Below are 26,099 nucleotides of genomic sequence, written 5' to 3'. Positions count from 1 at the left end.
GAGAGGCAATACCATGGGTGTCTATGACTACAAAAACCTAACCACTGAGGACTCCAAAGCCCTGTTCGCCGACGCCATGGCGATCACGTTGTATTCCTACCACAACCTGGATAACGGCTTTGCCGTGGGGTATCAGCAAAACGGCTTCGGCCTGGGTTTGCCGGCCACCCTGGTGCAGGCGTTGCTGGGCAGCAGCGACTCCCAGGGGGTGATTCCCGGTATCCCGTGGAACCCGGACTCGGAAAAGGCCGCCCTGGACGCCGTGCAAAAGGCCGGCTGGACGCCCATCAGCGCCAGCACCCTGGACTATGGTGGCAAGGTCGATGCGCGGGGCACCTTCTTCGGCGAGAAAACCGGCTACACCAGTGCCCAGGCCGAGGTCCTGGGCAAATACGATGACGCCGGCAAGCTGCTGGAAATCGGCATCGCCTTCCGTGGCACATCCGGCCCCAGGGAGAACCTGATCGTCGACTCTATTGGCGATGTGATCAGTGATTTACTGGCCGCGTTCGGGCCGGCGGACTATGCAAAAAACTACGCGGGCGAGGCGTTTGGCACCTTGCTTGGCAAAGTCGCCGCGTATGCCAGCGCGCAGGGGCTGAGCGGCCAGGATGTACTGGTCAGCGGCCACAGCCTCGGTGGCATGGCGGTCAACAGCATGGCGGACTTGAGCAACCACACCTGGGCGGGGTTCTACCAGGACGCCAACTATGTGGCCTACGCCTCGCCGACCCAGAGCAGTGGCGACAAGGTGCTGAACATCGGCTACGAAAACGACCCGGTCTATCGCGCCCTCGACGGTTCGGCGTTCAATCTGTCTTCCCTGGGCGTGCACGACCAACCGCACGAATCCAGCGCCGATAACATCGCAAGCTTCAACGACCATTACGCCTCGACGCTGTGGAACATCCTGCCGTTTTCCATCCTCAACCTGCCAACGTGGATTTCCCATTTACCCACGGGGTATGGCGATGGCATGAGCCGCATCCTCGAGTCGAAGTTCTATGACCTGACCAGCCGCGATTCGACGATCATCGTCGCCAACCTGTCTGACTCTGCGCGTGCCACTACCTGGGTGCAGGACCTCAATCGCAACGCCGAGGTCCACCAGGGCAGCACGTTCATTATCGGCAGCGACGGCAACGACCTGATCCAGGGCGGGCGCGGCAATGACTACCTGGAAGGACGTGCCGGCAACGATACTTTCCGCGATGGCGGTGGCTACAACATCCTGCTCGGTGGCACGGGGTTCAATACCCTGGACTTGCAGCAGTCGCTGAAAAACGTCGAGGTGGCCAACGATGGCGCAGGTACCCTGTATATCCGCGACGGGCAGGGCGGCATCAGCATGACGCGCGACATGGGCGCGCTAGTGAGCAAGGAAAGCTATCTGTTGTTGTTCAGCAAGAACGTGACCCACAGCGTGACCGACAAGGGGCTGCTGGCGGGCAAGGACCTGACCGCCTACGCCGCGTCGCTCAAGGGCGATGCCGGCGCCAATGTGCTCAAGGCCGGCGATGGCGGGCAGTGGTTGTTTGGGCTGCAGGGCGATGATCACCTGATCGGCGGCAAAGGCAACGATGTGCTGGTAGGGGGCGCGGGCAATGACCTGCTCGAAGCGGGCGGCGGGCGCAATACCTTCCTGTTCGACGGCGACTTCGGCCAGGACCGGATCCTGGGCTACCAGTCGACGGACAAGTTGGTGTTCATGGGGGTGGCGGGGGTGGGCGGGCAGTACAACTACCTCGATCATGCCAAGGCAGTGGGCAGCGATACGTTGCTGACGTTCGGCGATAATTCCGTGACGCTGGTGGGAGTGGGACTTGGCAGCCTGTCGGCAGAGGCCTTCGTCATCACCTAAAACTGTAGGAGCCGGCTTGCCAGCGATGAGGCTCTTGGTTGCTTCCAAGGCCGCCATCGCCGGCAAGCCGGCTCCTACAGTGGTTGGTCATTTTTCCTTGCGGACGGTAGCGACATCCGCCGCCTTGACCCGTACGCGCTTGCCGGCGATATCGGTGAATTCGTAAAAACCATCAGGCGTATTGGCATTCGGCGTATCGGTGGTCAGGTACTGAGTACCGTTCTGCAAGGTCACGACGGTCGGCGTCGAGCAACCGGCCAATGCCAGAAACGTCAGTACAGCCAGCGGCAGGCCCCAGTTCTTCATGTTCATAACCTTTACTCTCATCCTTCGAAAACCCCGGGCTCAACGGCTGCGGGGCACAAATGTTACGCGGATCCACCCCCATCTGATCACTTTTATGCAAAAAGTTGCGTGTGCCACTGATCTATTAGCGATTGCAAGGCAGGCCTGGCGACGGCACTCTGTATGCATAACCAGTGTTTGCCCAAGTGCCCGTCATGTCCAACCCCCTCGAAGACCCGTTCTACTACCTGCATAACTTCCAGCAAGTGCTCGACTGGCTGGGGCAGCGCTATGCCGACGTGCTGGATGATGAAGAACAGCGCTTCATTGCGCAGTTCAGCCAAGTGCCGCAACCGGCCCAAGCGTTGCTGGTGCGCATGGTGATGCGCAAAGGGGTGCATTTTCGTGCGAGCAAGCTCAACTACCTCGAGATTGGCCCGGCTGACCAGGCCGTGCAACCATTGCTGGCCCTGGGCTGGGTCAGTGAGCAGGGCCTGCTGTCCCTGGATGAGGTGTGGGGGCAGTTGCAAAAAGGCGAGGCGCTGCAGGCGTTCAAGCCCTGGATCGAGCAGCCCAGGGGCAAGAAATCCGATTGGCTGCCCGGTTTATCGGCCCGGTTCACCGAGCCACGTACGTTTGCGCAATGGTGCCCGCAGTTGGACGAGCGTCTTTACAGCCTGGCGGTGATGGACCTGTGTGACCGCCTGCGCCTGATGTTCTTCGGCAACCTGTACCAGGACTGGTCGGAGTTTGTACTGGCGGACCTGGGGATCTACACCTACGAAAAGGTCGAGTTCTGTGCCGAGTCCCGAGGGCTGCGCCATCGTGACGATGTGTATGGCCTGCTGTTCCTGCATCAATGCCAGCAGGCCTTCGAGGCGGGCGAACCGCTGGAAGAGGTGCTGGCGCAGATCGCCACGCTGAGCACCGATAACCCCTGGCTGGAGAAGCGTCGGGCCAAGCTGCTGTTCCAGGTTGGCCAGCATTGCGAGCGGCTCGCCGAACTGGCCCTGGCCGAGGTGATCTACCGCGATTGTGCCTACCCCGGCGCCCGCGCCCGGCTGATTCGGGTGCTGGAGCGCCAGGAGGATTTCGCCCAGGCGATGGCCCTGGCCCAGGCGGCCCAGGCCGCGCCACAAAGCGCGGCCGAGCAGCAACACCTGTTGCGGGTCCTGCCGAGGTTGCGGCGCAAGCTGGGCGAGCCGGCGCTGCCCAAGCCCAAACCCCAGGTGATTCAGCGCCTGGACCTGGAACTGCCGTTCCCGGAACCGGTGGCCAGCGTTGAGTTCTGCGTGCAGGCGCACCTGGGGGATGATGGGGGGCCGGTGCACTACGTCGAGAACACCCTGATCAACTCGCTGTTCGGCCTGCTGTGCTGGCCGGCGATCTTCGCGCCGTTGCCCGGTTCGTTCTTTCACCCATTCCAGCGCGGGCCGGTGGATTTGCACAGTGAAGACTTCCAGCAGCGCCGCGCCGAGCTGTTCGCCGCCTGCCTCGACCAGTTGCACGACCAGCGCTACAAAACCACGATCCGCCAGCGCTACGCCGAAAAGTGGGGGATCCAGTCACCCTTTGTGTTCTGGAATGTATTGAGCGAAACACTGCTCGAGCAGGCGCTCGATTGCCTGCCTGCCGCGCACCTGCGGCACTGGTTCGACCGGCTGTTGCTGGATATCCGCGCCAATCGCGCCGGCATGCCAGACCTGATCCAGTTCTGGCCCGCGCAAAAAACCTACCGCATGATCGAAGTCAAAGGCCCGGGCGACCGCCTGCAGGACAACCAACTGCGCTGGCTGGAGTTCTGCAGCGAGCACCAGATGCCGGTTACCGTGTGTTATGTACGCTGGGCGGAGCAGGGCGCTTGAGCTACACCGTCGCTGTACGGGCATTGTGCGAGTTCACGGCCAAGGTGGGTGACCTCGATCTGCGGTTTACCCCCTCACCCAGTGCCCAGGAAGGCATGCTCGGCCACCGTACCGTGGCGTCCCGCCGCAGCGCGCACTACCAGAGTGAAGTGGCCCTGGAAGGCCTCTACCAGCAGTTGACCGTACGCGGTCGCGCCGATGGCTATGATCCGGATCGCAATGTGCTGGAAGAGGTCAAGACCTACCGTGGCGACCTGGATGCCCAACCGGCCAACCATCGGCAACTGCACTGGGCCCAGGCCAAGGTCTATGGCTGGCTGATGTGCAGCAAGCTGGGGTTGCCTGAGATCGCGCTGGCGCTGGTGTATTTCGATATCGTCAGCGAGCGCGAAACCGTGATCAGCCAGGTGTGTGCGGCGGATGACCTGGAGGCGTTCTTCAATCGCCAGTGTGCGTTGTTTCTCGGCTGGGCCGAGCAGCAGGCGCAACAGCGACTGGCCCGCGACGCCGCCAGCACCGCTCTGGCTTTTCCTCACGCGGCCTTTCGTCTGGGCCAGCGTACCCTCGCCGAGTCGGTGTACAAGGCCGTCAGCACCGGGCGCTGCCTGATGGCACAGGCGCCCACGGGGATCGGCAAGACCATTGGCACGGTGTTTCCGATGCTCAAGGCCATGGCGCCGCAGCAACTGGACAAGCTGTTCTTTCTGACGGCCAAGACCCCTGGCCGCAAGCTGGCGCTGGACGCGGTGCAGATACTGCACGCCAGTGCCGACCTGCCTTTGCACGTGTTGGAGTTGGTGGCGCGGGACAAGGCGTGCGAACACCTGGACAAGGCCTGTCACGGCGACTCCTGCCCGTTGGCCAAGGGCTTTTATGATCGCCTGCCGGCCGCGCGCGAGGCGGCAGCCAAGGTCCGGTTGCTGGACCAACGCAATCTGCGCGAGGTCGCGCTCGCCCACGGTGTATGCCCGTATTACCTGAGCCAGGAGATGGCGCGCTGGTGCGACATGGTGGTCGCCGACTACAACTATTACTTCGATTTTGGCGCAATGCTGTTTGGCCTGGCCCAGCTCAACCAATGGCGGGTCGCGGTGCTGGTGGACGAAGCCCATAACCTGGTGGAGCGGGGGCGCGCGATGTACAGCGCCGACCTCGATCAATTTGCCCTCAAGACCTTGCGCGATACCGCCCCCGAGCCGTTGAAAAAGCCGTTGCAGCGGCTCAACCGTGAATGGAATGCGCTGCACAAGGAGCAGGTCACGGTGTATCAGGCTTATGCCAGCAAGCCTGACAAGCTGTTGCAGGCCCTGGCCCTGTGTACCAGCGCCATGGGCGAGTATTTCAATGATCACCCGCAGGCGCTCACGGGCGAGCTGCAAGGCTTTTATTTCGAGGCGTTGCAGTTCGCCAAGGTGGCGGAGCTGTTCAACGAGCAGTTTATTTTTGATATCGCTCAGCGCGACCCCCAGGCCAAGCGTCGCTTCTCGCGCTTGAGCCTGCGGAACGTGGTGCCGGCCGAATTTATCCGCCCACGTTTGACGGCGGCCCGCAGCAGCGTGCTGTTTTCCGCGACCCTGAGCCCCCGGCATTACTATGCCGACCTGCTGGGCCTGCCGGCGGATACCGCGTGGGTGGACGTGGAATCGCCCTTCGATGCCGCGCAGTTGCAGGTGCACATCATCGACCGCATCTCCACGCGCTTTGTACATCGCCAGGCGTCCCTGGCGCCCATCGTGGCGTTGATCGCCGAGCAGTTTGAGCGTACGCCGGGCAACTACCTGGCGTTTTTCAGCAGCTTTGATTACCAGCAGCAAGTGGCGCAGTTGCTGGCCGAGCGGTATCCGTCGATTCCTACCTGGCATCAATCACGGGGCATGGCCGAGGCCGAGCGCCAGGCCTTCCTCGACCAGTTCACCCAGCACAGCCGGGGCGTAGGGTTTGCCGTGTTAGGCGGCGCGTTCGGCGAGGGTATCGATTTGCCCGGCGCACGCTTGATCGGGGCCTTTATCGCCACCCTGGGCCTGGCGCAACTCAACCCGGTCAACGAGCAGATGAAACTGCGCATGGGCGCGATGTTCGGTGCCGGTTATGACTACACCTACCTGTATCCCGGGATCCAGAAGGTGGTGCAGGCGGCAGGCCGGGTGATTCGCACCCAGCAGGACCAGGGGGTGGTGATGCTGATCGATGACCGTTTTGCCGAACCCAAGGTGCGGCCGCTGCTACCGCGCTGGTGGTCGGTGACCTGAGGTATTTGCCCCGTCAATGATGCTGGCGCGGGGGGCGCCGGTGGGGCAGTCTGCAGCAGTCCCCCCATGGAGCTGCGTGATGAGTGCTATCGAACAACAGACGATCCAGGTCAATGGCATTCAATTGAGCCTGCATATCGCCGGCCCCGAGAGCGGCCCGCCCGTGTGGCTGCTCCATGGTTTTCCCGAATGCTGGCACTCCTGGCGCCAACAGATCCCCGTGCTGGCAGCCGCCGGGTATCGCGTATTTGTGCCTGAAATGCGGGGCTATGGGCGCAGTAGCGCGCCCGCCGAGATTGCCGACTACGACCTGTTGACCCTATGCGCGGATATCCAGAGGGCCATGGACCTGTTCGGCCATCAACGGGTAGCGATGGTCGGCCATGACTGGGGCGCGGTGGTGGCGTGGCACCTGGCCTTGCTGGAGCCTACGCGTATCAACGCGCTGGTCACGATGTCGGTGCCGTTCGCCGGTCGTTCCCGCAGGCCGGTGATCGAGATCATGCGTGAGCTGTATGCCGAACGGTTCAACTACATCCTGTACTTCCAGCAGCCCGGCGTGGCGGAGCAGGAACTGGAAGCCGATATCGAACGCACCTTGCGTCTGTTCATGCAGGACCAGGATGTATTCCTGCAGCAAAAGCCAGCCACGGCCACCTTGCTGGACGGTGTCGCGCTGCCAAGCGCCTTGCCGGCCTGGTGCAGCCAGCACGACCTGGACATCTATGTGCAGACCTTTGCCAATGGCTTTCGCGGGCCGCTGAACTGGTACCGCAACTTCGAGCGCAATTGGCAGCGCACCGAGTTCCTGGCGGGCCGACAGGTGTTGCAACCGACGCTGTTTTTGATCGGCGACCGCGACCCGGTGGGGGTGTTTGAGGCGCATACGCTCAAACGCATGCCCGAGGTGGTGCCGCAGTTGGAGCAGCAGGTGCTGGCCAACTGCGGGCACTGGATCCAGGTGGAGCAGGGCGCGCAGGTCAACACGCTGATGCTGGAGTTCCTGCAGCGTTAGCCCTTGGCCTTGGCCAGGAACGGTGCCAGGCGTCGGCCCATTTCCTCACCGAGGGCCTGGAGACCGCTCAAGGGGCGGACCATCACTTCGAATTCGATGATTTGCCCCTCTTCGTTGAAGCGGATCAGGTCGATGCCCTTGAGCTGTTTGTCGCCCACTCGCGCGCTGAACTCCAGCACCACACTGTGGCCGTCGGCGCTGGCCAGTTCTCGGTGGTATTGGAAGTCCTCAAACACAGTAAACACGGTGTTGAGGATCATCGATACGACGGGGGCGCCGGGGTAGGGGGTGTGGGCCATCGGCGAGCGAAACACCGCGTCAGGTGCCAGCAGTTCGGGCAGGGCCTTGAGGTCGGCAGTGGCCAGCATGGTGTGCCAGCGCTTCAGGGTATGGGCGGCCCCAGGGGATAATTGCAGAGCTTCGGACATGGTCTGTACCTGTTCTTATGGGTGTTGAGCAACCATAAGAGCAGCAGTGAGGTGGGATCAATGATCCAAACTGACAGTTATATGTCTGGAGCAAACACCAGACCTGTGGGAGCGGGCTTGCCCGCGATAGCGGTGGGTCAGATGAACAATTTCCGACTGTTCCACCGTTATCGCGGGCAAGCCCGCTCCTACAGGGTGATGCGACGCTTACACCACTTCCAGGTAGGAACTGTGGATCGCCCGCGCCAGCTCGCGCACGGTGTCGATGAATTCGGTCAGCCGGCTGTGCAGGCCTTCCTCCAAGATCTCGTCAATGCCGGTATAACGCAGCCGCGCCTCGAATTCGGCAGCCAGGCGCTGGGCCGTGCGGCCGTAGCTACCTGGCAGGTCGGCGAGGATATGGCTCAACTCCTCGATACACGCATGCAACGAGCGCGGTACATCACTGCGTAGCAGCAGCAACTCCGACACCGAACGCGCGTTCAGCGCATTGGGGTACAGCTCGGTGTAGGCCTCGAATGACGACAAGGCACGGAGCAGGGCGCTCCACTGGTAGTAGCCGCGGGCGGACAGGTCGCTGACTTCCTCGGATTCTTCGCCAAACATCTCGTAGCGCGCATCCAGCAGGCGCAAGGTGTTGTCGGCGCGTTCGACAAAGGTGCCCAGGCGGATAAAACGATAGGCGTCGTTGCGCATGATGGTGCCGGAGGTGGCGCCACGGAACAGGTGCGAGCGCTGTTTGACCCAGTCGCAGAAATGGCTGATGCCATGGCGTGCCAGGCCGCCGGCGGCGATGCTGCGCATTTCCAGCCAGGTGGCGTTGAGGTTTTCCCACATGTCGGCGGTGATCCGCCCACGCACCGCATGGGCATTGCCCCGGGCAGCGCGCAGGCAGTTGTAGATACTGGCCGGGTTTTCTTCGTCGAGGGCGAAGAAGTGCAGCATGCGCTCGGCGTCCAGCTGTTGATGGCGTTCCAGATAGCTGTCCAGGGTGCCGCTGCTGAGCAGCGACATCGCCAGTTCGTCCAGGCCATCACTGCGTCCGGCCTGGGGCATCAACGACAGCGAATAGCTGACCTCCAGCATGCGCGCCAGGTTTTCCGCGCGTTCCAGGTAGCGCGACATCCAGTACAGATCTGCGGCGGTTCTACTCAGCATACTCAGCCCTCCACCACCCAGGTGTCCTTGGTTCCGCCGCCTTGCGACGAGTTGACGATCAATGAGCCTTCGCGCAGCGCCACCCGGGTCAGCCCACCCGGCACCAGGCGGGTCTCCTTGCCCGACAGCACAAAGGGCCGCAGGTCGATATGCCGTGGCGCGATGCCGTTTTCGACAAAAGTCGGGCAGGTGGACAGGCTCAAGGTCGGCTGGGCGATATAGGCGTGGGGCCGGGCCTTGATGCGTTGGCGGAAGTCCTCGATCTCGGCGGCCGAGGCGGCCGGGCCCACCAGCATGCCGTAGCCGCCGGAGCCCTGGGTTTCCTTGACCACCAGTTCGGGCAAGTGCGCCAGTACGTGGGACAGCTCAGCGGGATTGCGGCACTGGAAGGTCGGTACGTTCTGCAGCACCGGTTCTTCATCCAGATAGAAGCGGATCATCTCCGGCACGTAGGGGTAGATAGACTTGTCGTCGGCCACGCCGGTGCCGATGGCATTGGCCAGCACCACGTTGCCAGCGCAGTAGGCCGCTACCAGGCCGGGAACGCCGAGCATGGATTCCGGGTTGAAGGCCAGCGGGTCAAGGAAGGCATCGTCGATGCGCCGGTAGATCACATCCACTGCTTTGGGGCCGTCGGTGGTGCGCATGAACACCTTGAGGTCGTGCACGAACAGGTCGGCGCCTTCTACCAGCTCCACCCCCATTTCTCGGGCCAGGAACGCGTGCTCGAAGAACGCACTGTTAAAGCGCCCCGGGGTCAGCACCACGACATTGGGGTTGTCCAGGCGACTGGCGCTTTTCAGGGTCTTGAGCAGCAGGTTGGGGTAGTGATCCACTGGCGCGATGCGCTGCTTGGCAAACACTTCAGGGAACAGGCGCATCATCATTTTGCGGTCTTCGAGCATATAGCTCACACCGCTGGGTGTGCGCAAATTGTCTTCGAGCACGTAGTAGGTGCCGTCGCCATCACGCACCAGGTCGACACCGGAGATGTGCGAATAGATATCGCGATGCAGGTCCAGGCCGACCATGGCTTTTTGATAGCCTTCATTGCCCAGCACCTGCTCGGCGGGAATGATCCCGGCCTTGATAATGCGCTGGTCGTGGTAGATATCGGCGAGGAACATGTTCAGCGCATTGACCCGCTGGATACAGCCGCGCTCGATCACGCTCCACTCACTGGCCGGGATGCTGCGCGGGATGATATCGAAGGGAATCAGGCGTTCGGTGTCTTGCTCGTCGCCGTACAGGGTGAAGGTGATCCCGGCGCGGTGGAACAGCAGGTCGGCCTCGCGACGGCGTTGGGCCAGCAGTTCCGGCGGTGTGTTGGCCAGCCAGCGGGAAAAATCCTGATAGTGCGTACGGCACACGCCATTTGCGTCATTCATTTCATCAAAGAAAGATCGAGCCATTCCAATTACCTTGTCAGTGCCGGGTGAAACGTTGCAGGCACTGCCGCTTTAGAAAACGCATTGTTATGAGCCCGTGGCTTTTGGCGCCAACGGACCTTGTCCTTACTTTCTTTTGGAGTCGGCTCTGAGTCGGGGGGGTAACGTTTGCTCCTGTGTTCACCTGGGCAGGCAGGGGATTTAAGGAGTAAAGCAATGGCTGTGCCGAAACTGCGTTTATAGGGATTACACAGTGTGTAAGCCCGTTATCGGAGCGGCCTGCGCAAGTGCAGTGCGCCCCAGGCATACGCCATGCTCCATAACGGTGCAGGTAATTGACCTGAACTTCGGGCATCACCGGTTCTTCTAACGGGATTACGCACCGTAAGGATCACCGATCGTGCCCCGGATCATTTCCCCCCATAGCCCCGAATCGGCGCTGACTGACCATACCGAACACAATGCCAAGATCTTTGGCTCGCCCAAGGACCGGCTGGATTTCTATCGCCGGGAAATCCAATACGAAACCACCATCCTTGCCAACCGCACCGATGCTTACCTCACCGCGCAGTCGTTCCTGGTGATTGCCTTTGTGTCCTGCATGGGCAACCTCAACCCCGAGTGGGGCAAGCTGTTCACCCTGGTGGTGCCGCTGCTGCTGTCGATGCTCGGCGTGTTCAGCTCGCTCAACGCCTGGCCCGGCATACGTGCAGCCTACGACATCATTGACCACTGGCACTTCAAGCAGAGCGAGTTGTTGCGCAGCGAACCGGTGATGGGCATGGCCTACGATGAGTCGCCGCTGTTCTGCGAGACCGAGTCGTCGCACAAGGGCTATCGCAAGTCATTACTGTTTTCGGTGCGTACACCGTGGTTGTTCACGGTGTTCTGGATGCTGCTGGCGGCGTTTGCGTTTTATATCCAGGTGGATAATCCGGGGTCGTGACCATTGATCAGCGCGGTTCGTTTGAACTGAACTTCACCCATCTCCGTGGCGCCTTAACTGTACATCAGCTTGGAAGGAGGTCCCCATGAGCGCGAATCACAGTCAAGACCCGCAAGTCATTGGCAGGAATGATCCGGCCATCGATGACAACACGCATAAAATACCCGCTCCCGGTACGGCCCCCAAGGACCCACAACCCGCGACTGATGAGGTCGCCAAGGACAACGAGTACAGCCCGGACTTCAAGCCCGAGCGCGAGCCCAAGCCAGAAACGGACGCTGACATTGATACCCCGGGCGGCTAGGGCGATGCATACCCCAGCCGAAGAGGAGCCGATCAATGATCCCGGCAATGAAGACCCGGGATCGTTGATGGATGATGCGCAGGTGCCGCTGATCGAGCAGGATGATTTGGCTGAAGAAGGCGATGCTGACGCTTAGCGTAGGGCATCAGCCTGGGCGAGATAGCCATCAACAGAGCATCACTGGCCCGCCAAGGGCGGCAGCCGGCGCTTGACCGGGGTTTTCTTGACGATGGCGGTGTTGGTTTCGGCGTAAGCGTTGAGACGGTCGAGCAAGGTATCCAACTGGTCCATGGTGCGTACGTGCAGTCGGGCGATAAAGCAGTCATCGCCAGTGACCTTGTCGCACTCGGTAAACTCCGGGATCGCCTGGATCTGCCGTTCCACCTCTTGTAGCTGGCCGGGCAGGGGGCGGATGCGCACGATGGCTTGCAACAGATAGCCAAAGTGCTTGGGGTCGATATCCACGGTGTAGCCCTTGAGGACTCCGCGCTCCTCCAGGCGTCGCAAACGTTCGCCCACGCTGGGCGAGGACAGGCCGGTAATGCCCGCCAGGGTCTTGAGCGAGCAGCGCGAGTCGTCCATCAGGGCGGCGATCAGTTGTTGGTCGATAACATCAATCATCCTGGGCTCCTTAAGCAGATTTGCTGTTTTGCCTAATAAGAATAGGTAAGGACCACCTTTTACCTTCTGCAGGCGCTGGAGCCTGATTGGCGCAGGTTGCCATAATTTAGCCTCATTCGAGGAGCTAAATCATGGACATATCCATACGTCGCGGCTCATGGGAAATGGTCGGCGCCATGCTGATTTCCGGCACCATTGGCTGGTTTGTGCTGGTGTCTGGGGTGCCGGTCATCGAAGTGGTGTTCTGGCGTTGCGTCATCGGCGGCCTGACTCTGCTGCTGGTGTGCTGGCGGCTGGGGTATTTGCGGGGCGGATGGTTGAATTACTCGACACTCGGCTGGGCGATGTTGAGCGGCGTGGCCATTGTCGGTAATTGGCTGTTGCTGTTTGCGTCTTACGCCAAGGCCTCCATTGCGATCAGCACCGCGGTCTATAACGTGCAGCCGTTCATGCTGGTGATGCTCGCGGCGTTGTTTCTTGGCGAAAAGATCACCGCACAGAAGCTCGCCTGGTTGAGTGTGGCTTTCGTGGGCATGCTGGCGATCGTCAGTGCCCATGGCGAGCAGCAGGGCAGTGGTGATCATTACCTGTTGGGCGTGGTGCAGGCGATTGGCGCGGCGTTTTTGTATGCCGTCGCTGCGCTGATCATCAAACGTCTGAAGGCCGTGCCGCCGCACCTACTGGCACTGATTCAAGTGACTACCGGCGCGGTGTTGCTGGTGCCGCTGGTCTCGTGGCAAAGCCTATCGGCGCCCGTCGATGCCTGGGCCGCGCTGTTGACGCTGGGCGTGGTGCATACCGGCCTGATGTACGTGCTGCTGTATGGCGCGATTCAAAAACTGCCGACGGCCTTGACCGGGGCGCTGTCGTTCATCTACCCGGTTGCGGCGATCCTGGTTGACTGGATGGCCTACGGGCATCGCTTGGGCTGGGCACAGTGGTTGGGGGTTGCGGCGATATTGCTGGCGGCGGCGGGGTTGCAGCGAGGCTGGTGGTGGCGTGCTGAACACGAGCTGCCGACATCCAGGCGCCCCTTGTAGGAGCCGGCTTGCCGGCGATGGCGATCTGGAGGGCGCTATCGCTGGCAAGCGGGATCCTACAAGGGCGTGGGTCAGTGTGGCGCGCGGGGGATGGTCTTGAGCAGGTCGGCCGGGCTGATATGCCCCACGACCTGCTGCTGCACGCCGCTGCCCGGCAACGGCAAGTCGAGGATATGGCCTTTGATCTTGCCCACCACGTGCATTTCGCAAGGCTTGCAGTCGAACTTCAGGGTCAACACCTCATCGCCGTGAATCAGCTGCATCGGTGCAACCTTGGTGCGTACGCCGGTCACGCCCTTGGCCTGCTTGGGGCACAGGTTGAAGGAGAAGCGCAGGCAATGCTTGGTGATCATCACCGGCACTTCACCGGTTTCTTCGTGGGCCTCGTAGGCCGCGTCGATCAATTTCACGCCATGGCGATGATAGAAATCGCGAGCCTTCTGGTTGTAGACGTTGGCCAGGAACGACAGGTGCGACTCCGGGTACACCGGTGGTGGCGTGGTTTCAGCTTTGCGGCCTCCACGGGGATGGGCCTCGACACGGGCCACTGTCAGCGCTTCGATCACATCTCGGCGCAGGGCCTTGAGCTGTGAGTTGGGGATGAAATACGCCTGCGGCGCATCCAGTTCGATGGCCGTGGCGTGATACTGGGTGGTACCGAGTTGGCCGAGCAGGTCGCGCAAGGTATCCAGCGCCTGTTCCGGTTTGTTGGCCACGCCGAACGGGCCGGGCAGGGTGGTGCTGGCACTCACCCCCTCTTCACTGGTGGCGGTCAGTTGCAGTTGGTCTTCGCGCAGGCAGGCTTGCCAGGACACACCAATCCGGCGCTCGGCGGAGGTCTTGAGCAGCGCTTGCTGCCAGTTGTGGTCCAGGTTGCGGTTGAGCGGGTGATTGGGCCGCAACTGATGCAGGCCCGCCGGCATCTCGTTGGGCTCGACGCGGTAGCGGTAGCGCTTCTCGCCGTCTTCGTCGAACTCACCCTTGGGCTCGGCGATATTGGCGCGGAAACCCACGACTTCGCGCTTGATCAGCACGTTTAAGCCGTCACCGTTGGACAGCGGCTCATGGGTGATGACCTGCAAGTCGCGCTTGCCGGCTTTTTCCACCACGCCGACTGGCAGGCCGGTAAAGGTTGGGGTGTCGAAGGCACCGATATCGATCTTGCGATCACTGACGAAGTAGTCGGTACTGCCACGGTGGAAGGTCTTTTCCGGGTCCGGCAGGAAGAAATGCGCGGTGCGGCCGCTGGAGGCGCGAGCCAGGTCGGGGCGGTCCTCAAGGATCTCGTCCAGGCGCTGGCGGTAATAGGCGGTGATGTTCTTCACATAGCCCATGTCCTTGTAGCGGCCTTCGATCTTGAACGAGCGCACGCCGGCATCTACCAGGGCGCGCAGGTTGGCGCTCTGGTTGTTGTCTTTCATGGACAACAGGTGTTTTTCAAAGGCGACAACACGACCCTGGTCGTCCTTGAGGGTGTAGGGCAGGCGGCAGGCCTGGGAGCAATCGCCACGGTTGGCGCTGCGGCCATTTTGCGCATGGGAAATATTGCACTGCCCGGAGAACGCCACGCACAACGCGCCGTGGATGAAGAACTCGATGGCGGCATCGGTTTCATCGGCAATCGCGCGGATTTCCTGCAGGTTCAGCTCGCGGGCCAGCACCAGTTGGGAGAATCCGGCCTGATCGAGGAACTTGGCCCGGGCCAGGGTGCGGATGTCGGTCTGGGTGCTGGCATGCAGTTCGATGGGCGGGATATCCAGCTCCATCACGCCCAGGTCCTGGACGATCAGTGCATCAACCCCTGCATCGTGCAACTGGTGGATCAGCTTGCGGGCCGCCTCCAGTTCATCGTCATGCAAGATGGTGTTGATGGTGGTGAACACCCGGGCGTGATAACGACGGGCGAATTCCACCAGTTGGGCGATCTCGCTCACGTCGTTGCAGGCGTTGTGGCGCGCACCGAAGCTTGGGCCGCCGATGTACACGGCGTCGGCGCCGTGCAGGATAGCCTCGCGCGCGATGGCGACATCGCGGGCAGGGCTGAGCAATTCCAGATGATGCTTGGGCAAGGACATAGTTTTTTTAGTCAGGCTTGTCACGGTTGAGGTGCGCATTGTAGCCGTGAATCGCCGGGTGGGCACCCGCTGGATGCCCAATGGCGCGCAGGGCTCAGCCTTTGGCTGCCATCGCTGTGACTTCGACGCGCATGCCGTCGACCGCCAATGCGGCCACGCCAACCGCCGCGCGTACTGGCCAGGGTTTAGCGAAGACGCGCTTGTACACCTCGTTGAATGCGGCGCGGTCGGCCATGTCGGTGAGGTAAATGGTCAAGTGCATGACCCGGTCCATGCTGCTGCCGGCACGTTCAAGCGCGACCTTGAGGGCTTGCAGGGTGCATTCGCTTTGCGCGGTGATATCGCCCAGTTCCAGGCTGCCATCGGCGCGCACCGGGATTTGCGTGGAGACCAGGATGCCGTTGAAGCCGATGACATCCGAGGAAATGGAGTCCGGGTCGAGGTCGGGGGTATAGCTGAGGTCTTGCTGGGTCATGGGAGTTCTCTTGTACCAAAAATAATCTGGCGGGCAGTTTAGCCGGCCATTGAAACAGCCACACCTGGTTTAAGGCCGGCGCAGGCAAAATGCGGGGGTTGGCGCGGTGCCGGGCAATCAGGTTAGAGTGCTTGTTTATAACGTGTTGTACGAAGAATGAAACGTGCGCTGTTTGTTTCTCTCGATGGACCCAAGGGCACCGGCAAAACCACACTGTTGGAAGCCGTGACGACCGTGCTGAGGGGCGCGGGCAAAAAGGTGATCCGGCTGTGCGAGAAGAAAAGCGATCCCTACAGGGGTGACACAATGAACCTCGTCAACAGACTCGTCAGAAATCCCAGCCGGGATTTGGAGTGGGCGGTTTGTGAGCGCCTTGCTGATAGTCGAGCCTGGATTTCCCAACAGATTTTGCCTAAGCAGCCCGCAGACAGCATCGTCTTGATGGATCGCTGGTACCCATCCGATGCGGCGTTTCGCCGGATAGTCCCGTTTGCCGAGATTCTGCAGTTGAACATCGATCGACAGGTGCAAGTGCCAGACCTGCACGTGGGGGTTGTCACCAACCCAGAAGTTTCATGGGCAAGGGCCGCGGCAAGACGGCGTGGGTTGAACAGTACTGTGCTCCATACGCTGGCAGAACATGTTGCGTGTACCGAGGCATTCGAGCGCGTGATGACCGAACACGGCTGGATCGTATGCCGCAATGAGGGAACGATCGAAGACGCGACGATGCGGGTGGTAGCCGAGATCGATAGGGTTCTGATGACGAATGGAGGAAGTGGATGGGAGGGAAAGCGCTAGGAGCTTTGTACATACATAATTTAACATAATATACATTATGCGAACCAAGTGGGCTGTCCTTCAGGGGCTCTGTTCGGTGCATTTCACTAAGCGACATAGAACCAACCGCACCCCAGATTCAAAAGCAGCCACCGTCGCCCTCGTTGACCTGCCTTCGTTTGACCCTTGGGCCACCGGACGTTTACGGCGAGTCAGCACACCGTTCACCAACGCTGTGGTGAAATCGATAACGTTGCCCGTCGTAACGCAGTACTGGGAAACAAAAGCCCGGGCCGCCGACTTCGATATCAGGCCAACCATTACTGCCTTTGCTAGCGAGAAACTCAGCGACGCCGTTTTCTTTGAGCATGAGTTTCCAGTGACCGTCAGGTTGCTGGCTGACTAGATAAAATCCAGTACCTGCTTGCCCATAACAGTCAGTGCTGCCTTCGGTAATCAAGGCATCCGGCCGGCCGTCACCGTTCAGGTCTTCAACCAACTCCATGGTTGCCGGTGTGTAGCTACCTGTTGTTTCGATTTCGCACTCCGACGCCTCTTGGTTAAATCCAGCAGCGCGGAACGCTTTTATCTGCTCGCTACGCGGCAGTTCATCCGCCAGCGCCGTGGCACTGGTCACGAAACATGCCACCCATAGACCTGACGTAAGCATTCCCCGCATATAGACCGTCCCTTTATGATGCTCAAATGTTAAGTATCGTGCATGTGCCCACACTCGCGCGAAGGATGAGCTAGCTTTGCCCTTGTAATATAAGGAATAAATATAACTAAACTAAATATCCATTTAGTTTAGTTATAGTTCAACCGAGTCGGAACCGATTACCTACTCTATTTTTCACGGTGAAAAGCAGATCGAACGCCGGAGGAATCGACCTAAAATTTAGCGGCTAAATCAACAAGGTGTCAGGCGATAAATGCATCCCTCCTCCCCTATTTACCCTATGAATGTTGCCGTAGGATTGGTCAAGTCCTCGTGCTGATGCGCTGCAACCCACACCTCATGTTTGGCGATGGCCACCGATTGGACACGTGCTGCAGGACGCTCATTATTCCCAGAGGCCGCCGCAATACCGATCCAACCAAATCGCCCCAGGTGTTCCGTACGCAAAGAAACCCCGCCCGAATCTTATAGATCACCGGAGGTTTACTCTGCGTACGCAATATTGGCCAAGTTGCCGGATATTGGCGTGAATGCTTCGTGTGGCTCAACGCCGGATGGCGGCACCTTGTCACTCAATGGGTTTAACGGGAGTCGTTGTAACACCAGCCACGCTTGCACTATTCCCCATATCGGGACGCAGTTCAGCCTTGCCATTCAAGAAGTCCAACGCGCGTTGCCGCTCAACAGCCGTCATGGCAGCGAGCCTGGTCGAAATAGCCTTCAGTTCATCGTCGTAGATCTTATTCATGTTCGTTCTCCTCATAGGCACCACCAGGTGCTGGAAACCCGATGTTCCGGGCATTCCAGGGTTGTGGCTACTGTAGGAACTACTAGTTTTTTAGCGCTTTTGACGATAGTGGTTATTTCCATATTCAACAATCGCAGAGCTGGTAATGTGGGGTGTGCCCTACTCTTTATATCTCAATAGCTTATAAATGAAATTAATAACTATTTAGTTTAGTTATAATGCCCCACTCACATTCCCAAGCTCAACTACTAAACCTTCCTCGCCCCCGGACTCTGCCAAAACGACGGATCCGCACTTTTAAGTCGCTCTACCGCATTATTGATATGCTCCAGCGCCGCTTTCCTTGCGCCTTCTGGATCACGCGCGGCAATGGCCGCGTACACGGCAAAGTGCTCGGCCCGGACGGTCTTGGCCAAGTCTCGGCGCCGCTCTTCGTTGGAGCGTGTGATGCGGATCGCCTCTTTGATGAATTGCGCGATGAACTCGTGCAATGACGGGTACAACGGATTGCCGGTCGCCTTGGAAATAGAGTGATGAAACGCCAAGTCTTCCTCAACCCCATCGCGGCTCCCCTGCTCCGCTGCATCAATGGCCTTGAGCGCATGGTGGATGGCTTCCAGTTGCGCCGGTGAGTGTCGCTGGGCCGCCAATGCCGCCGCCTCGCCTTCGATGCCGCGGCGCAGTTCGGTGACTCTCAATACAGCCTCGATCGACCCGCCGACATCCAGGTCAATCGTGAATGCCTTGATGTGTGCCCCTTCGCTGACCACCGTACCGCTGCCCTGGCGGACCTCGACCAGGCCGGCCGACTTCAGGCGCGAAATGGCCTCGCGGATGACCGTGCGGCTGACGCCAAAACGCTGCGAAAGTACCGGTTCGGTGGGCAGGCGATGGCCTGGCAGCGCTTCGCCGCTGGCGATATAGGCCTTGAGGGCCGCCGTCACCTGATCGGACAGTGTGCCCTTGGCGGAGTCCTTCAGGGTACCCAGCGTATCGGCACTACAGGAGGATTTGTCAGGAGTGGGCATAGACGACTCTGGCTCAAATCTGTGAAAGGTACTGCATTTTAGACCCGCCGTCCTCTCTGGATTTAGTCGTTGAATTCGTATGACGTATTATGATAAAAAACGCCCCATCATGTAATCCGACACAAACAACGCCACCCACTATAAAAATAAGGATGGGGGAAACACATGACTGAATCAGTGATTCAAACCAGTGCCGTCGTACCCGCAGATCGCTTCGAGAACCTGGCGTATCGCAAAGTGGCGTGGCGGATCATGCCGCTGTTGTTGCTGTGCTACCTGGTCGCCTACCTGGATCGGGTAAACGTCGGTTTCGCCAAGTTGCAGATGTCAGACGATCTGCAATTTTCCGAAGCCGTCTATGGCCTCGGCGCAGGGATTTTCTTCATTGCCTACTTCCTCGTCGAGGTGCCCAGCAACCTGATCCTGCATCGCGTCGGCGCGCGGTTGTGGATCGCACGCATCATGATCACCTGGGGCATCATCTCCTCGGCCATGGCCCTGGTGACGACGCCGACATCCTTCTACATCATGCGTTTCCTGCTCGGGATCGCCGAGGCCGGGTTCTATCCGGGGGTCATCCTCTATCTGTCCTACTGGTTCCCGACCCACCGCCGCGGCAAGATGTACGCGCTGTTCGCCACCGCCGTGCCGCTGTCCGGGCTGATAGGCGCGCCGTTGTCCGGCTGGATCATGAGCGCCTTCAATGGGGTTCATGGATATGCGGGCTGGCAATGGTTGTTTTTCCTCGAAGGGCTACCCTCGATTGCTGTCGGCTTCCTGGTGGTTTTCTGCCTCAGCGACCGTATCTCCAGCGCTGGCTGGCTCACCCGTGAAGAAAAAACCCTGCTGCAGGCGCGCATTGACGCAGAAGCCGTCGGCCACCAGAAACACAGCCTCAAAGAAGTGTTCCTGCAGCCGCGTATCTGGCTGTTGACGGCCATCTACTTCTGCATGATCGCCGGTTTCTACACCGTCGGTTTCTGGTTGCCGACCCTTATCCGCCAGGCCGGTGTCAGCGATGTGTTCGAGGTGGGCATGCTCACCGCCATCCCTTACGCCGCCGCTGCACTGACCATGATCCTGGTTTCGCGCAGTGCCGACCGGTTGCGCGAACGGCGCTGGCACCTGGCGTTGACCGCCGTGCTCGGGGGCATCGGCCTGTTCATCTCTGCGACCTGGAGCGACAACTTCACGGTGTCGATGATCGGCCTGACCCTGGGTTCGATGGGCGCCATGAGCACCCTGCCGCTGTTCTGGAGCCTGCCGACTGCGTTCCTTGGCGGTACGGCGGCGGCTGCCGGGATTGCCCTGATCAACTCCTGGGGCAACCTGGCGGGCTTCGTTTCGCCCTACCTGATGGGCTTCCTCAAGGACCTGACCCACAGCACCACAATCGGCATGTATGTGATGGCAAGCGCACTGTTCCTCGGCGCCCTGCTGGTCTTCAGAATTCCCGGAAAACTCGTCAACCGCTGACGTTTGGAGTAACTCATGAATATTCTCGTGACCGGTGCAGCCGGATTCCTTGGCCGCCGCCTGATCGAAGCGCTGCTGCTGCGTGGTTCGCTCACCGACCGCACGGGCCAGTCCCGGCCCATCGAGCAGATTGTCGCGTTCGACATGGTCGAACTGACGGGGATCAATGACCCCCGGGTAAAAGTGGTGTGTGGCGATATCGCCAACGCCCATGTGCTGGAGCGCTTGATCGATGCCAATACCGACAGCATTTTCCATCTGGCTGCGGTGGTTTCCAGCCAGGCCGAAGCCGATTTTGAACTGGGCATGCGCATCAACTTCAGTGCGACCCAGCACATGTTGGAGCGCGTGCGCCAGCTTGGCACATGCCCAAAATGGGTGATGACCAGCTCCGTCGCGGTGTTCGGCGGGCAGTTGCCGGAACAGGTGCCAGATAACCAGGTATGGGCGCCACAAAGCTCCTACGGTACACAAAAAGCCATGAACGACCTGCTACTCGCCGATTACAGCCGGCGTGCATTCGTCGACGGTCGCAGCCTGCGCATGCCGACCATCGTCGTGCGCCCGGGCAAGCCAAACCTTGCAGCCTCCAGCTTCGCCAGCGGTATCATCCGCGAACCGCTCAGCGGCCAGACCAGCGTCTGCCCGGTACCACTGGACACCCGGCTCTGGCTGATGTCGCCTGCACAGGCCATTCGCAACCTGATCCATGGCCACGAACTGGGTAGCGAGCAGTTGACGGAGGGCCGAGTGATCAACATGCCGGGCCTGTCGATCACGGTAGAGCGCATGATCGAAGCCCTGCGCCAGACAGCCGGCGCGCAAGTGGCCGAACGCATTCGCCTGGAACCCAATCAGGCGATCGAGCGCATCGTCGGTTCCTGGCCGGGCGCGTTTTGTGCCACCTACTCCCGGGACCTGGGCTTCACCGCGGATGAGCGTTTCACCGATGTGATCGAGCAGTTCATCCATGAATACCAGCCCGGTTAAACCCGCTGAGGAGTTCGACATGTTGAATGCCCCTGCCCGGCCGCTGCTGGGTTGCATCGCCGACGACTTCACCGGTGCCACCGACCTTGCCAACATGCTGGTACGTGGCGGCATGCGCACGGTGCAAAGCATCGGCATTCCCGCTGCCGATGTTGCCGACCAACTCGATGCCGATGCGATTGTCATCGCCCTGAAATCGCGCACGGTGCCGGCCGCCGATGCCGTCGAGGAATCACTCCAAGCGCTGCACTGGCTGCGTGAACGTGGCTGTGAACAGATATTCTTCAAATACTGTTCAACCTTCGACTCAACGGCGGCCGGCAATATCGGCCAGGTCAGCGAAGCCTTGCTGCAGGCCCTTGGCAGCGATTTCACCCTTGCCTGCCCCGCCTTCCCGGAAAACGGCCGCACGGTGTTTCGTGGGCATTTGTTCGTTCAGGACCAATTGCTCAGCGAGTCGGGCATGCAGCATCACCCATTGACACCCATGACAGACGCAAACCTGGTTCGCGTGCTGCAAGCGCAGACCCAAGGCAAGGTTGGCCTGTTGCGCCACGACAGCGTGTCCGCCGGCGTGGAGAGCATACGCGCGCGCATTGCTCAACTGCGCGCCGACGGTGTCAGCATGGCTGTCGCCGACGCCCTGTGTGATACCGATCTCTATCTACTGGGCGAAGCCTGTGCGGACTTGCCGCTGCTCACCGGCGGTTCCGGGTTGGCGCTGGGCCTGCCGGGCAACTTCCGGCGTGCCGGCAAGCTGCGCGACCTGGACGCCGCGCACGTGCCCGTGGTCCAAGGCGCGGCGGTGGTACTTGCGGGCAGCGCTTCCCAGGCCACCCTGGGCCAGATCGCGAACTGGCTGCAGGCAGGTCGTCCGGCGATGCGGGTCGACCCGCTGGCGTTGGCGGCGGGAAAGCCGGTGGTTGAGGACGCGCTGGCCTTCGCTGCCGACCATGCGCAAACTGTGCTGATCTACGCCACCAACACGGCCGATGAGGTCAAGGCGGTCCAGCGCGAGTTGGGCGCCGAGCGTGCTGGGCATTTGGTCGAGCAAGCCATGGGGCGGATCGCCAGCGGTCTGCGCGAGGCCGGCGTACGGCGCTTTGTGGTCGCCGGCGGGGAAACCTCGGGCGCCGTGGTCCAGGCGCTGAATATCCAGCTATTGCAGATTGGCGCGCAAATCGACCCTGGAGTACCCGCCTGCGTCAGCACGCCCGGGGAACCGCTGGCATTGGCACTCAAGTCGGGCAATTTCGGTGGTGTGGACTTCTTCGACAAGGCTCTAAAGCAACTGGCAGGAGTTCCGGCATGAGCAACGAAAACACCCTGCGTGAAGAGATCTGTGAGGTTGGCGCTTCGTTGTATACCCGTGGCTACACGGTGGGCAGCGCCGGCAACATCAGTGCGCGGTTGGACGACGGCTGGCTGATCACCCCCACGGACGCCTGCCTGGGGCGCCTCGACCCGGCGGCGATAGCCAAGGTCAGCCTGGCCGGGGACTGGGTCAGCGGTGACAAGCCTTCCAAGACGCTGGCGCTGCACCGTCAAGTCTACGATCGCAACCCCGGGGTTGGCGGCGTGGTCCACACCCACTCCACTCACCTGGTGGCGCTGACCCTGGCCGGCGTCTGGCAGGAGGATATGATCCTGCCGCCGTTGACGCCTTATCAAGTGATGAAAGTGGGGCGCATTCCGCAGATCGCCTATGAGCGTCCCGGCTCCCCCAAGGTCGCCGAGCGCGTGGCGCAGTTGGCTAACCTGGTGCGCGGTGTAATGCTTGAACGCCTGGGGCCGGTGATCTGGGAAAGCTCAGTGTCCAAGGCCAGCTACGCCCTGGAAGAGCTGGAAGAAACCGCACGCCTGTGGTTGATGAACCAGCCACGACCGACTCCCCTGCCTCAGTCGGCATTGGATGAGTTGCACGAGGTCTTTGGGGTTCAGTGGTAACCCAGGCCATACGATTGATTTTTCACCGCAGGAGTCTTCATGCCTCGTTTCGCTGCCAACCTCAGTATGCTTTACCCCGAACATGATTTTCTCGACCGTTTTGCCGCCGCCGCTAGTGATGGTTTCCGGGCCGTGGAATACATGTTCCCCTACGCTTATCCCGCGCAGCAACTCAAGCAGCGGCTTGACGACAATGGCTTGGTCCAGGCCCTGTTCAACGCGCCGCCCGGCGATATCGCAGCAGGGGAAAAAGGCACCGCATCCTTGCCCGGCCGCGAATCGGAGTTTCGCGCAGGTTTCGATCAGGCCCTGGAATATGCCGCCGTCCTGGGCAACGCCCGCATTCACGTAATGGCCGGGCTGCTGGCAGACGAGGCCGATCGCGCCAGGCACCAGCAGACCTACCTGGAGAACCTCGACTACGCAGCGACCCAGGCCGCCAAAATCGGCGTCACCGTACTGCTGGAACCGATCAATACCCGGGACATCCCGGGCTTTTTCCTCAACCACCAGCATCAGGCGCACGCCATCTGCAAAGCGGTCGGCCACGCCAACCTGAAAGTCCAATTCGATATCTACCATTGCCAGATCGTCGAAGGCGATGTGGCGACGACGCTGCGCCGGGATTTCGCCGGTATCGGCCATATCCAGATTGCGGGCGTGCCGGATCGCCACGAACCGGACCTGCACAACGAGTTGAACTACCCCTATTTGTTCGAGCTGATTGACCAGTTGGGCTACACCGGCTGGGTGGGTTGCGAATACCGGCCACGGGGCAACACATCCCAAGGTTTGCAATGGCTGCGCGATTGGCAGGCGCGTTCGACTCAAGGCCGCCCAGGCTGACAGCGGTTCGTTAACCTGGCCCATGAACCTGATTGGGGCTTTTAAGAATCGCCTGAGAGAATCCCCGGCCCCCACCTCCTACCATGCACCCCGAAGCCACTGCGAACATACCCAGGAAAGCTACGGGCCCTCATGTCACCACTCAACCACTGGCCATTGTGCCGTCCCTTGCTCTGGATCAGCGCGCTGGTTGCAGCGCTGCTGGCCCTGGCGCCCTGCGCGCAGGCGGCGGTCAAGATTGAAGGCACGCGCCTGATCTACTTTGGCCAATTCAAAGAAGCCAGCATCAATATCGTCAATCAGTCCCCCAGCGAATTGGTGGTGCAAAGCTGGGTCACTCGGGACAACGATGATGCAACCCAGGCGGTGCCCTTCGCCGTGGTCCAGCCGCTGGTTCGCCTGGATGCTCAACAGCATCACCTGCTGCGCATTCTGTACGCCGGCGAGGGCTTGCCCGGCGACGTGGAGTCGATGTTCCTGCTCAACGTCATGGAAATCCCGCTGAAACCGGAGACCGCCGACAGTGTGCAATTTGCCGTGCGCCAGCGTCTCAAGCTGTTCTATCGCCCGCCAGGGCTTGCAGGAAGTTCGTCCGAGGCCGTGCAGCAATTGGTGTGGAGCCGCACCGATGCGCAATCGGTAACCGTCACCAATCCCAGTGCGTTTCATCTGTCCCTGGTGGATGTGCAGAGCGATTCCGGCGGCCAGGTTCAGGCGTTGGAGGACTACGTATTGCTCAAGCCCGGGGAACGCAAGGTCTTCAGCACCAAGGCTCCCATCAGCGCCGGGAGCCAAATCAACTTTACCGAAATCACCGATATCGGCTTGCAGGCCCGCCATCGCGCGGGCCTCAAGTGATGGATCGCGGGGAATACCGACCTATGTCACCTCTTAAATACCTGCTCGTGGCCACCCTGTTTGCCTGCGCCGCCCTCCCCGCTACCAGCTACGCGCTGGCCTGCCGGGTGGACGGTAGCGGCTCGATCGCCGACACCGCTCCCCTGGGCACCGCATTGGCCGTGGCGGCCGATGCGCCAGATGGCACGATTATCTGGGAGTCCGGCCCTCGCTCGGTCAATGTGATCTGCGCAGACGACTACTTGCATGGGCGCGAGGAAGTGTATTTCTACTTGAACCCCGCAAGCGTCAGCATCGGCCAGGGTATTCGCGCCGGGATTCGCTATAACTCGGTGCCCATCACCCAAAGCAGCGGCAAGTACGGTACTGGGTTCTACTCCGACCGCGGTTGCACCCTGTCAAGTTGCGTGGGTTGGGACAAGGCCCGGTTCACCCTCAACTTCAGCGTATTTATCGAGAAGTTTGGTACCACCCCACAAAACGGCCAGGCCAGTACCCTGTCGCAATACCGGGTGTTTCAACTGGACGGTATTACCGGTCTCAATAACCGCCCCAACAGCAACCTCAACTACATCGTCACCGGCGTGAACGACATACGCTTCGTGCCCTGCACGCCCGACCTGACGATCACGCCCAATGTGGTGAGCTTCCCCAAGCCCTCGCGCAAGGCGCAGATCGGTGAAGTGGCCAGCACCGCAGCCTTCAGCTTGAGCCTGCGCAAAGCCTGCGATACCCCGTATACGGTGAGCGCGCGCTTCGCCACCACCCCGGGCGGCGGGAACGTGGTCAATGGCTTGTTGGTGCCCACCAACAACAGTTCCGTGGGCATCGCGTTGTCCTGGGACTATACGAACCAGAACCTGCCCTTCAATGAGTGGTTCCCCCTGGCCCAGATGAAGGGGGCCAACCAGACCACCCGCCAGGACTTCAGGGCGGACCTGAAGTGGCGCACCCTGCCCGTTCCCGGCGCGTTCGATGCGGCGGTCGTGGTCGACATGTTCTACAAATAGATACGTGGCTGCTTTTAAGGATCGTCT

General features: G+C 60.7%; 26 protein-coding genes. 16 read left to right on the top strand and 10 right to left on the bottom strand.

The genetic code is table 11. The features are described from left to right. Nucleotides 1–13: 13 nt before the first annotated feature. A complete protein-coding gene (locus BHC62_RS09780) occupies nucleotides 14–1,861 on the top strand; it encodes a polyurethanase (RefSeq protein ID WP_070994871.1) in 1,848 nt (615 codons plus the stop codon). 87 nt (nucleotides 1,862–1,948) lie between these two features. Here the strand turns inward: BHC62_RS09780 and BHC62_RS09775 are convergent, their stop codons facing one another. After that, nucleotides 1,949–2,173 (bottom strand): YgdI/YgdR family lipoprotein, encoded by a 225-nt coding sequence (locus BHC62_RS09775; protein ID WP_070994870.1) that lies wholly within the window; start codon nucleotides 2,171–2,173, stop codon nucleotides 1,949–1,951. A 188-nt stretch (nucleotides 2,174–2,361) separates the two neighbouring features. Here BHC62_RS09775 and BHC62_RS09770 point away from each other — a divergent pair, with 188 nt between their 5' ends. The 3 genes from BHC62_RS09770 to BHC62_RS09760 all read left to right on the top strand — a co-directional run bounded on the left by BHC62_RS09770 (nucleotide 2,362) and on the right by BHC62_RS09760 (nucleotide 7,275). Further along, nucleotides 2,362–4,011: a VRR-NUC domain-containing protein gene (locus tag BHC62_RS09770; protein ID WP_070994869.1), complete on the top strand. Its 1,650-nt coding sequence runs from the start codon at nucleotides 2,362–2,364 to the stop codon at nucleotides 4,009–4,011. Further along, the gene (locus tag BHC62_RS09765; RefSeq protein ID WP_070994868.1) at nucleotides 4,008–6,260 is read left to right on the top strand and encodes an ATP-dependent DNA helicase; all 2,253 of its coding nucleotides are present in this window, start codon (nucleotides 4,008–4,010) and stop codon (nucleotides 6,258–6,260) included. Before BHC62_RS09770 ends, BHC62_RS09765 begins: the two co-directional genes overlap by 4 nt. A 79-nt stretch (nucleotides 6,261–6,339) precedes the next feature. Then, complete coding sequence (locus tag BHC62_RS09760; protein WP_070994867.1) at nucleotides 6,340–7,275, top strand: alpha/beta fold hydrolase; 936 nt, start codon at nucleotides 6,340–6,342, stop codon at nucleotides 7,273–7,275. Here the strand turns inward: BHC62_RS09760 and BHC62_RS09755 are convergent. The 3 genes from BHC62_RS09755 to BHC62_RS09745 form a co-directional block, all read right to left on the bottom strand. Further along, nucleotides 7,272–7,703, bottom strand: a complete 432-nt coding sequence (locus BHC62_RS09755; RefSeq protein WP_029299952.1) for a nuclear transport factor 2 family protein — start codon at nucleotides 7,701–7,703, stop codon at nucleotides 7,272–7,274. The two genes, BHC62_RS09760 and BHC62_RS09755, sit on opposite strands and share 4 nt — an antisense overlap. Nucleotides 7,704–7,910: 207 nt before the next feature. Then, nucleotides 7,911–8,861, bottom strand: coding sequence for an alpha-E domain-containing protein (locus BHC62_RS09750; RefSeq protein ID WP_029299950.1), 951 nt, complete (start codon nucleotides 8,859–8,861; stop codon nucleotides 7,911–7,913). Between the two features lie 2 nt (nucleotides 8,862–8,863). Further along, complete coding sequence (locus BHC62_RS09745) at nucleotides 8,864–10,273, bottom strand: circularly permuted type 2 ATP-grasp protein (RefSeq protein WP_070994866.1); 1,410 nt, start codon at nucleotides 10,271–10,273, stop codon at nucleotides 8,864–8,866. A 376-nt stretch (nucleotides 10,274–10,649) separates the two neighbouring features. Here BHC62_RS09745 and BHC62_RS09740 point away from each other — a divergent pair, with 376 nt between their 5' ends. The 3 genes from BHC62_RS09740 to BHC62_RS28910 all read left to right on the top strand — a co-directional run bounded on the left by BHC62_RS09740 (nucleotide 10,650) and on the right by BHC62_RS28910 (nucleotide 11,635). Next, nucleotides 10,650–11,195: a hypothetical protein gene (locus BHC62_RS09740; protein WP_029299945.1), complete on the top strand. Its 546-nt coding sequence runs from the start codon at nucleotides 10,650–10,652 to the stop codon at nucleotides 11,193–11,195. An 85-nt stretch (nucleotides 11,196–11,280) separates the two neighbouring features. After that, nucleotides 11,281–11,499, top strand: a complete 219-nt coding sequence (locus BHC62_RS09735) for a hypothetical protein (protein ID WP_029299943.1) — start codon at nucleotides 11,281–11,283, stop codon at nucleotides 11,497–11,499. 4 nt (nucleotides 11,500–11,503) lie between these two features. Further along, complete coding sequence (locus BHC62_RS28910) at nucleotides 11,504–11,635, top strand: hypothetical protein (RefSeq protein ID WP_256324310.1); 132 nt, start codon at nucleotides 11,504–11,506, stop codon at nucleotides 11,633–11,635. A gap of 41 nt (nucleotides 11,636–11,676) precedes the next feature. On the opposite strand, the gene BHC62_RS09730 is transcribed toward BHC62_RS28910, so the two are convergent. Next, nucleotides 11,677–12,120 (bottom strand): Lrp/AsnC family transcriptional regulator, encoded by a 444-nt coding sequence (locus BHC62_RS09730; protein ID WP_070994865.1) that lies wholly within the window; start codon nucleotides 12,118–12,120, stop codon nucleotides 11,677–11,679. Nucleotides 12,121–12,251: 131 nt separating this feature from the next. Here BHC62_RS09730 and BHC62_RS09725 point away from each other — a divergent pair, with 131 nt between their 5' ends. Further along, complete coding sequence (locus tag BHC62_RS09725; protein ID WP_070994864.1) at nucleotides 12,252–13,160, top strand: DMT family transporter; 909 nt, start codon at nucleotides 12,252–12,254, stop codon at nucleotides 13,158–13,160. A gap of 71 nt (nucleotides 13,161–13,231) precedes the next feature. Here the strand turns inward: BHC62_RS09725 and BHC62_RS09720 are convergent, their stop codons facing one another. Beyond that, nucleotides 13,232–15,235: a U32 family peptidase gene (locus BHC62_RS09720; RefSeq protein ID WP_070994863.1), complete on the bottom strand. Its 2,004-nt coding sequence runs from the start codon at nucleotides 15,233–15,235 to the stop codon at nucleotides 13,232–13,234. Between the two features lie 94 nt (nucleotides 15,236–15,329). After that, on the bottom strand, nucleotides 15,330–15,710 hold the full coding sequence (locus BHC62_RS09715) for a RidA family protein (protein WP_029291714.1): 381 nt from the start codon (nucleotides 15,708–15,710) through the stop codon (nucleotides 15,330–15,332). Nucleotides 15,711–15,866: 156 nt separating this feature from the next. Between BHC62_RS09715 and BHC62_RS09710 the strand changes: the two genes are divergently transcribed. Beyond that, the gene (locus BHC62_RS09710) at nucleotides 15,867–16,511 is read left to right on the top strand and encodes a dTMP kinase (protein ID WP_029291712.1); all 645 of its coding nucleotides are present in this window, start codon (nucleotides 15,867–15,869) and stop codon (nucleotides 16,509–16,511) included. 181 nt (nucleotides 16,512–16,692) lie between these two features. Here BHC62_RS09710 and BHC62_RS27345 read toward each other — a convergent pair whose 3' ends face one another. The 3 genes from BHC62_RS27345 to BHC62_RS09695 all read right to left on the bottom strand — a co-directional run bounded on the left by BHC62_RS27345 (nucleotide 16,693) and on the right by BHC62_RS09695 (nucleotide 18,945). After that, nucleotides 16,693–17,127, bottom strand: coding sequence for a hypothetical protein (locus BHC62_RS27345; protein ID WP_083335431.1), 435 nt, complete (start codon nucleotides 17,125–17,127; stop codon nucleotides 16,693–16,695). 610 nt (nucleotides 17,128–17,737) lie between these two features. Beyond that, on the bottom strand, nucleotides 17,738–17,917 hold the full coding sequence (locus tag BHC62_RS09700; RefSeq protein WP_070994861.1) for a hypothetical protein: 180 nt from the start codon (nucleotides 17,915–17,917) through the stop codon (nucleotides 17,738–17,740). 248 nt (nucleotides 17,918–18,165) lie between these two features. Then, on the bottom strand, nucleotides 18,166–18,945 hold the full coding sequence (locus tag BHC62_RS09695; protein WP_070994860.1) for a FadR/GntR family transcriptional regulator: 780 nt from the start codon (nucleotides 18,943–18,945) through the stop codon (nucleotides 18,166–18,168). A 165-nt stretch (nucleotides 18,946–19,110) separates the two neighbouring features. Here BHC62_RS09695 and BHC62_RS09690 point away from each other — a divergent pair, with 165 nt between their 5' ends. The 7 genes from BHC62_RS09690 (at nucleotide 19,111) to BHC62_RS09660 (ending at nucleotide 26,072) form a co-directional block, all read left to right on the top strand. Then, complete coding sequence (locus BHC62_RS09690; protein WP_070994859.1) at nucleotides 19,111–20,421, top strand: MFS transporter; 1,311 nt, start codon at nucleotides 19,111–19,113, stop codon at nucleotides 20,419–20,421. Nucleotides 20,422–20,436: 15 nt separating this feature from the next. After that, nucleotides 20,437–21,411, top strand: a complete 975-nt coding sequence (gene denD, locus BHC62_RS09685) for a D-erythronate dehydrogenase (RefSeq protein WP_070994858.1) — start codon at nucleotides 20,437–20,439, stop codon at nucleotides 21,409–21,411. Between the two features lie 19 nt (nucleotides 21,412–21,430). Continuing rightward, entirely contained in the window at nucleotides 21,431–22,723 is a 1,293-nt protein-coding gene (gene otnK, locus BHC62_RS09680) for a 3-oxo-tetronate kinase (RefSeq protein WP_070994857.1), read from the top strand. Beyond that, on the top strand, nucleotides 22,720–23,358 hold the full coding sequence (locus tag BHC62_RS09675) for an aldolase (RefSeq protein WP_070994856.1): 639 nt from the start codon (nucleotides 22,720–22,722) through the stop codon (nucleotides 23,356–23,358). The genes otnK and BHC62_RS09675 overlap by 4 nt, the downstream gene beginning before the upstream one ends. A 39-nt stretch (nucleotides 23,359–23,397) precedes the next feature. Beyond that, complete coding sequence (otnI, locus tag BHC62_RS09670; RefSeq protein ID WP_070994855.1) at nucleotides 23,398–24,204, top strand: 2-oxo-tetronate isomerase; 807 nt, start codon at nucleotides 23,398–23,400, stop codon at nucleotides 24,202–24,204. Between the two features lie 132 nt (nucleotides 24,205–24,336). Further along, nucleotides 24,337–25,062: a molecular chaperone gene (locus BHC62_RS09665; RefSeq protein ID WP_070994854.1), complete on the top strand. Its 726-nt coding sequence runs from the start codon at nucleotides 24,337–24,339 to the stop codon at nucleotides 25,060–25,062. Between the two features lie 23 nt (nucleotides 25,063–25,085). Beyond that, the gene (locus tag BHC62_RS09660) at nucleotides 25,086–26,072 is read left to right on the top strand and encodes a fimbrial protein (protein WP_070994853.1); all 987 of its coding nucleotides are present in this window, start codon (nucleotides 25,086–25,088) and stop codon (nucleotides 26,070–26,072) included. Nucleotides 26,073–26,099 lie beyond the last annotated feature (27 nt).

This window comes from Pseudomonas sp. 06C 126 (assembly GCF_001855215.1).
Lineage (GTDB): Bacteria > Pseudomonadota > Gammaproteobacteria > Pseudomonadales > Pseudomonadaceae > Aquipseudomonas > Aquipseudomonas proteolytica.
Note: the sequence above shows the minus strand (reverse complement) of the source record. Positions and strands in the feature narration are given on the sequence as shown.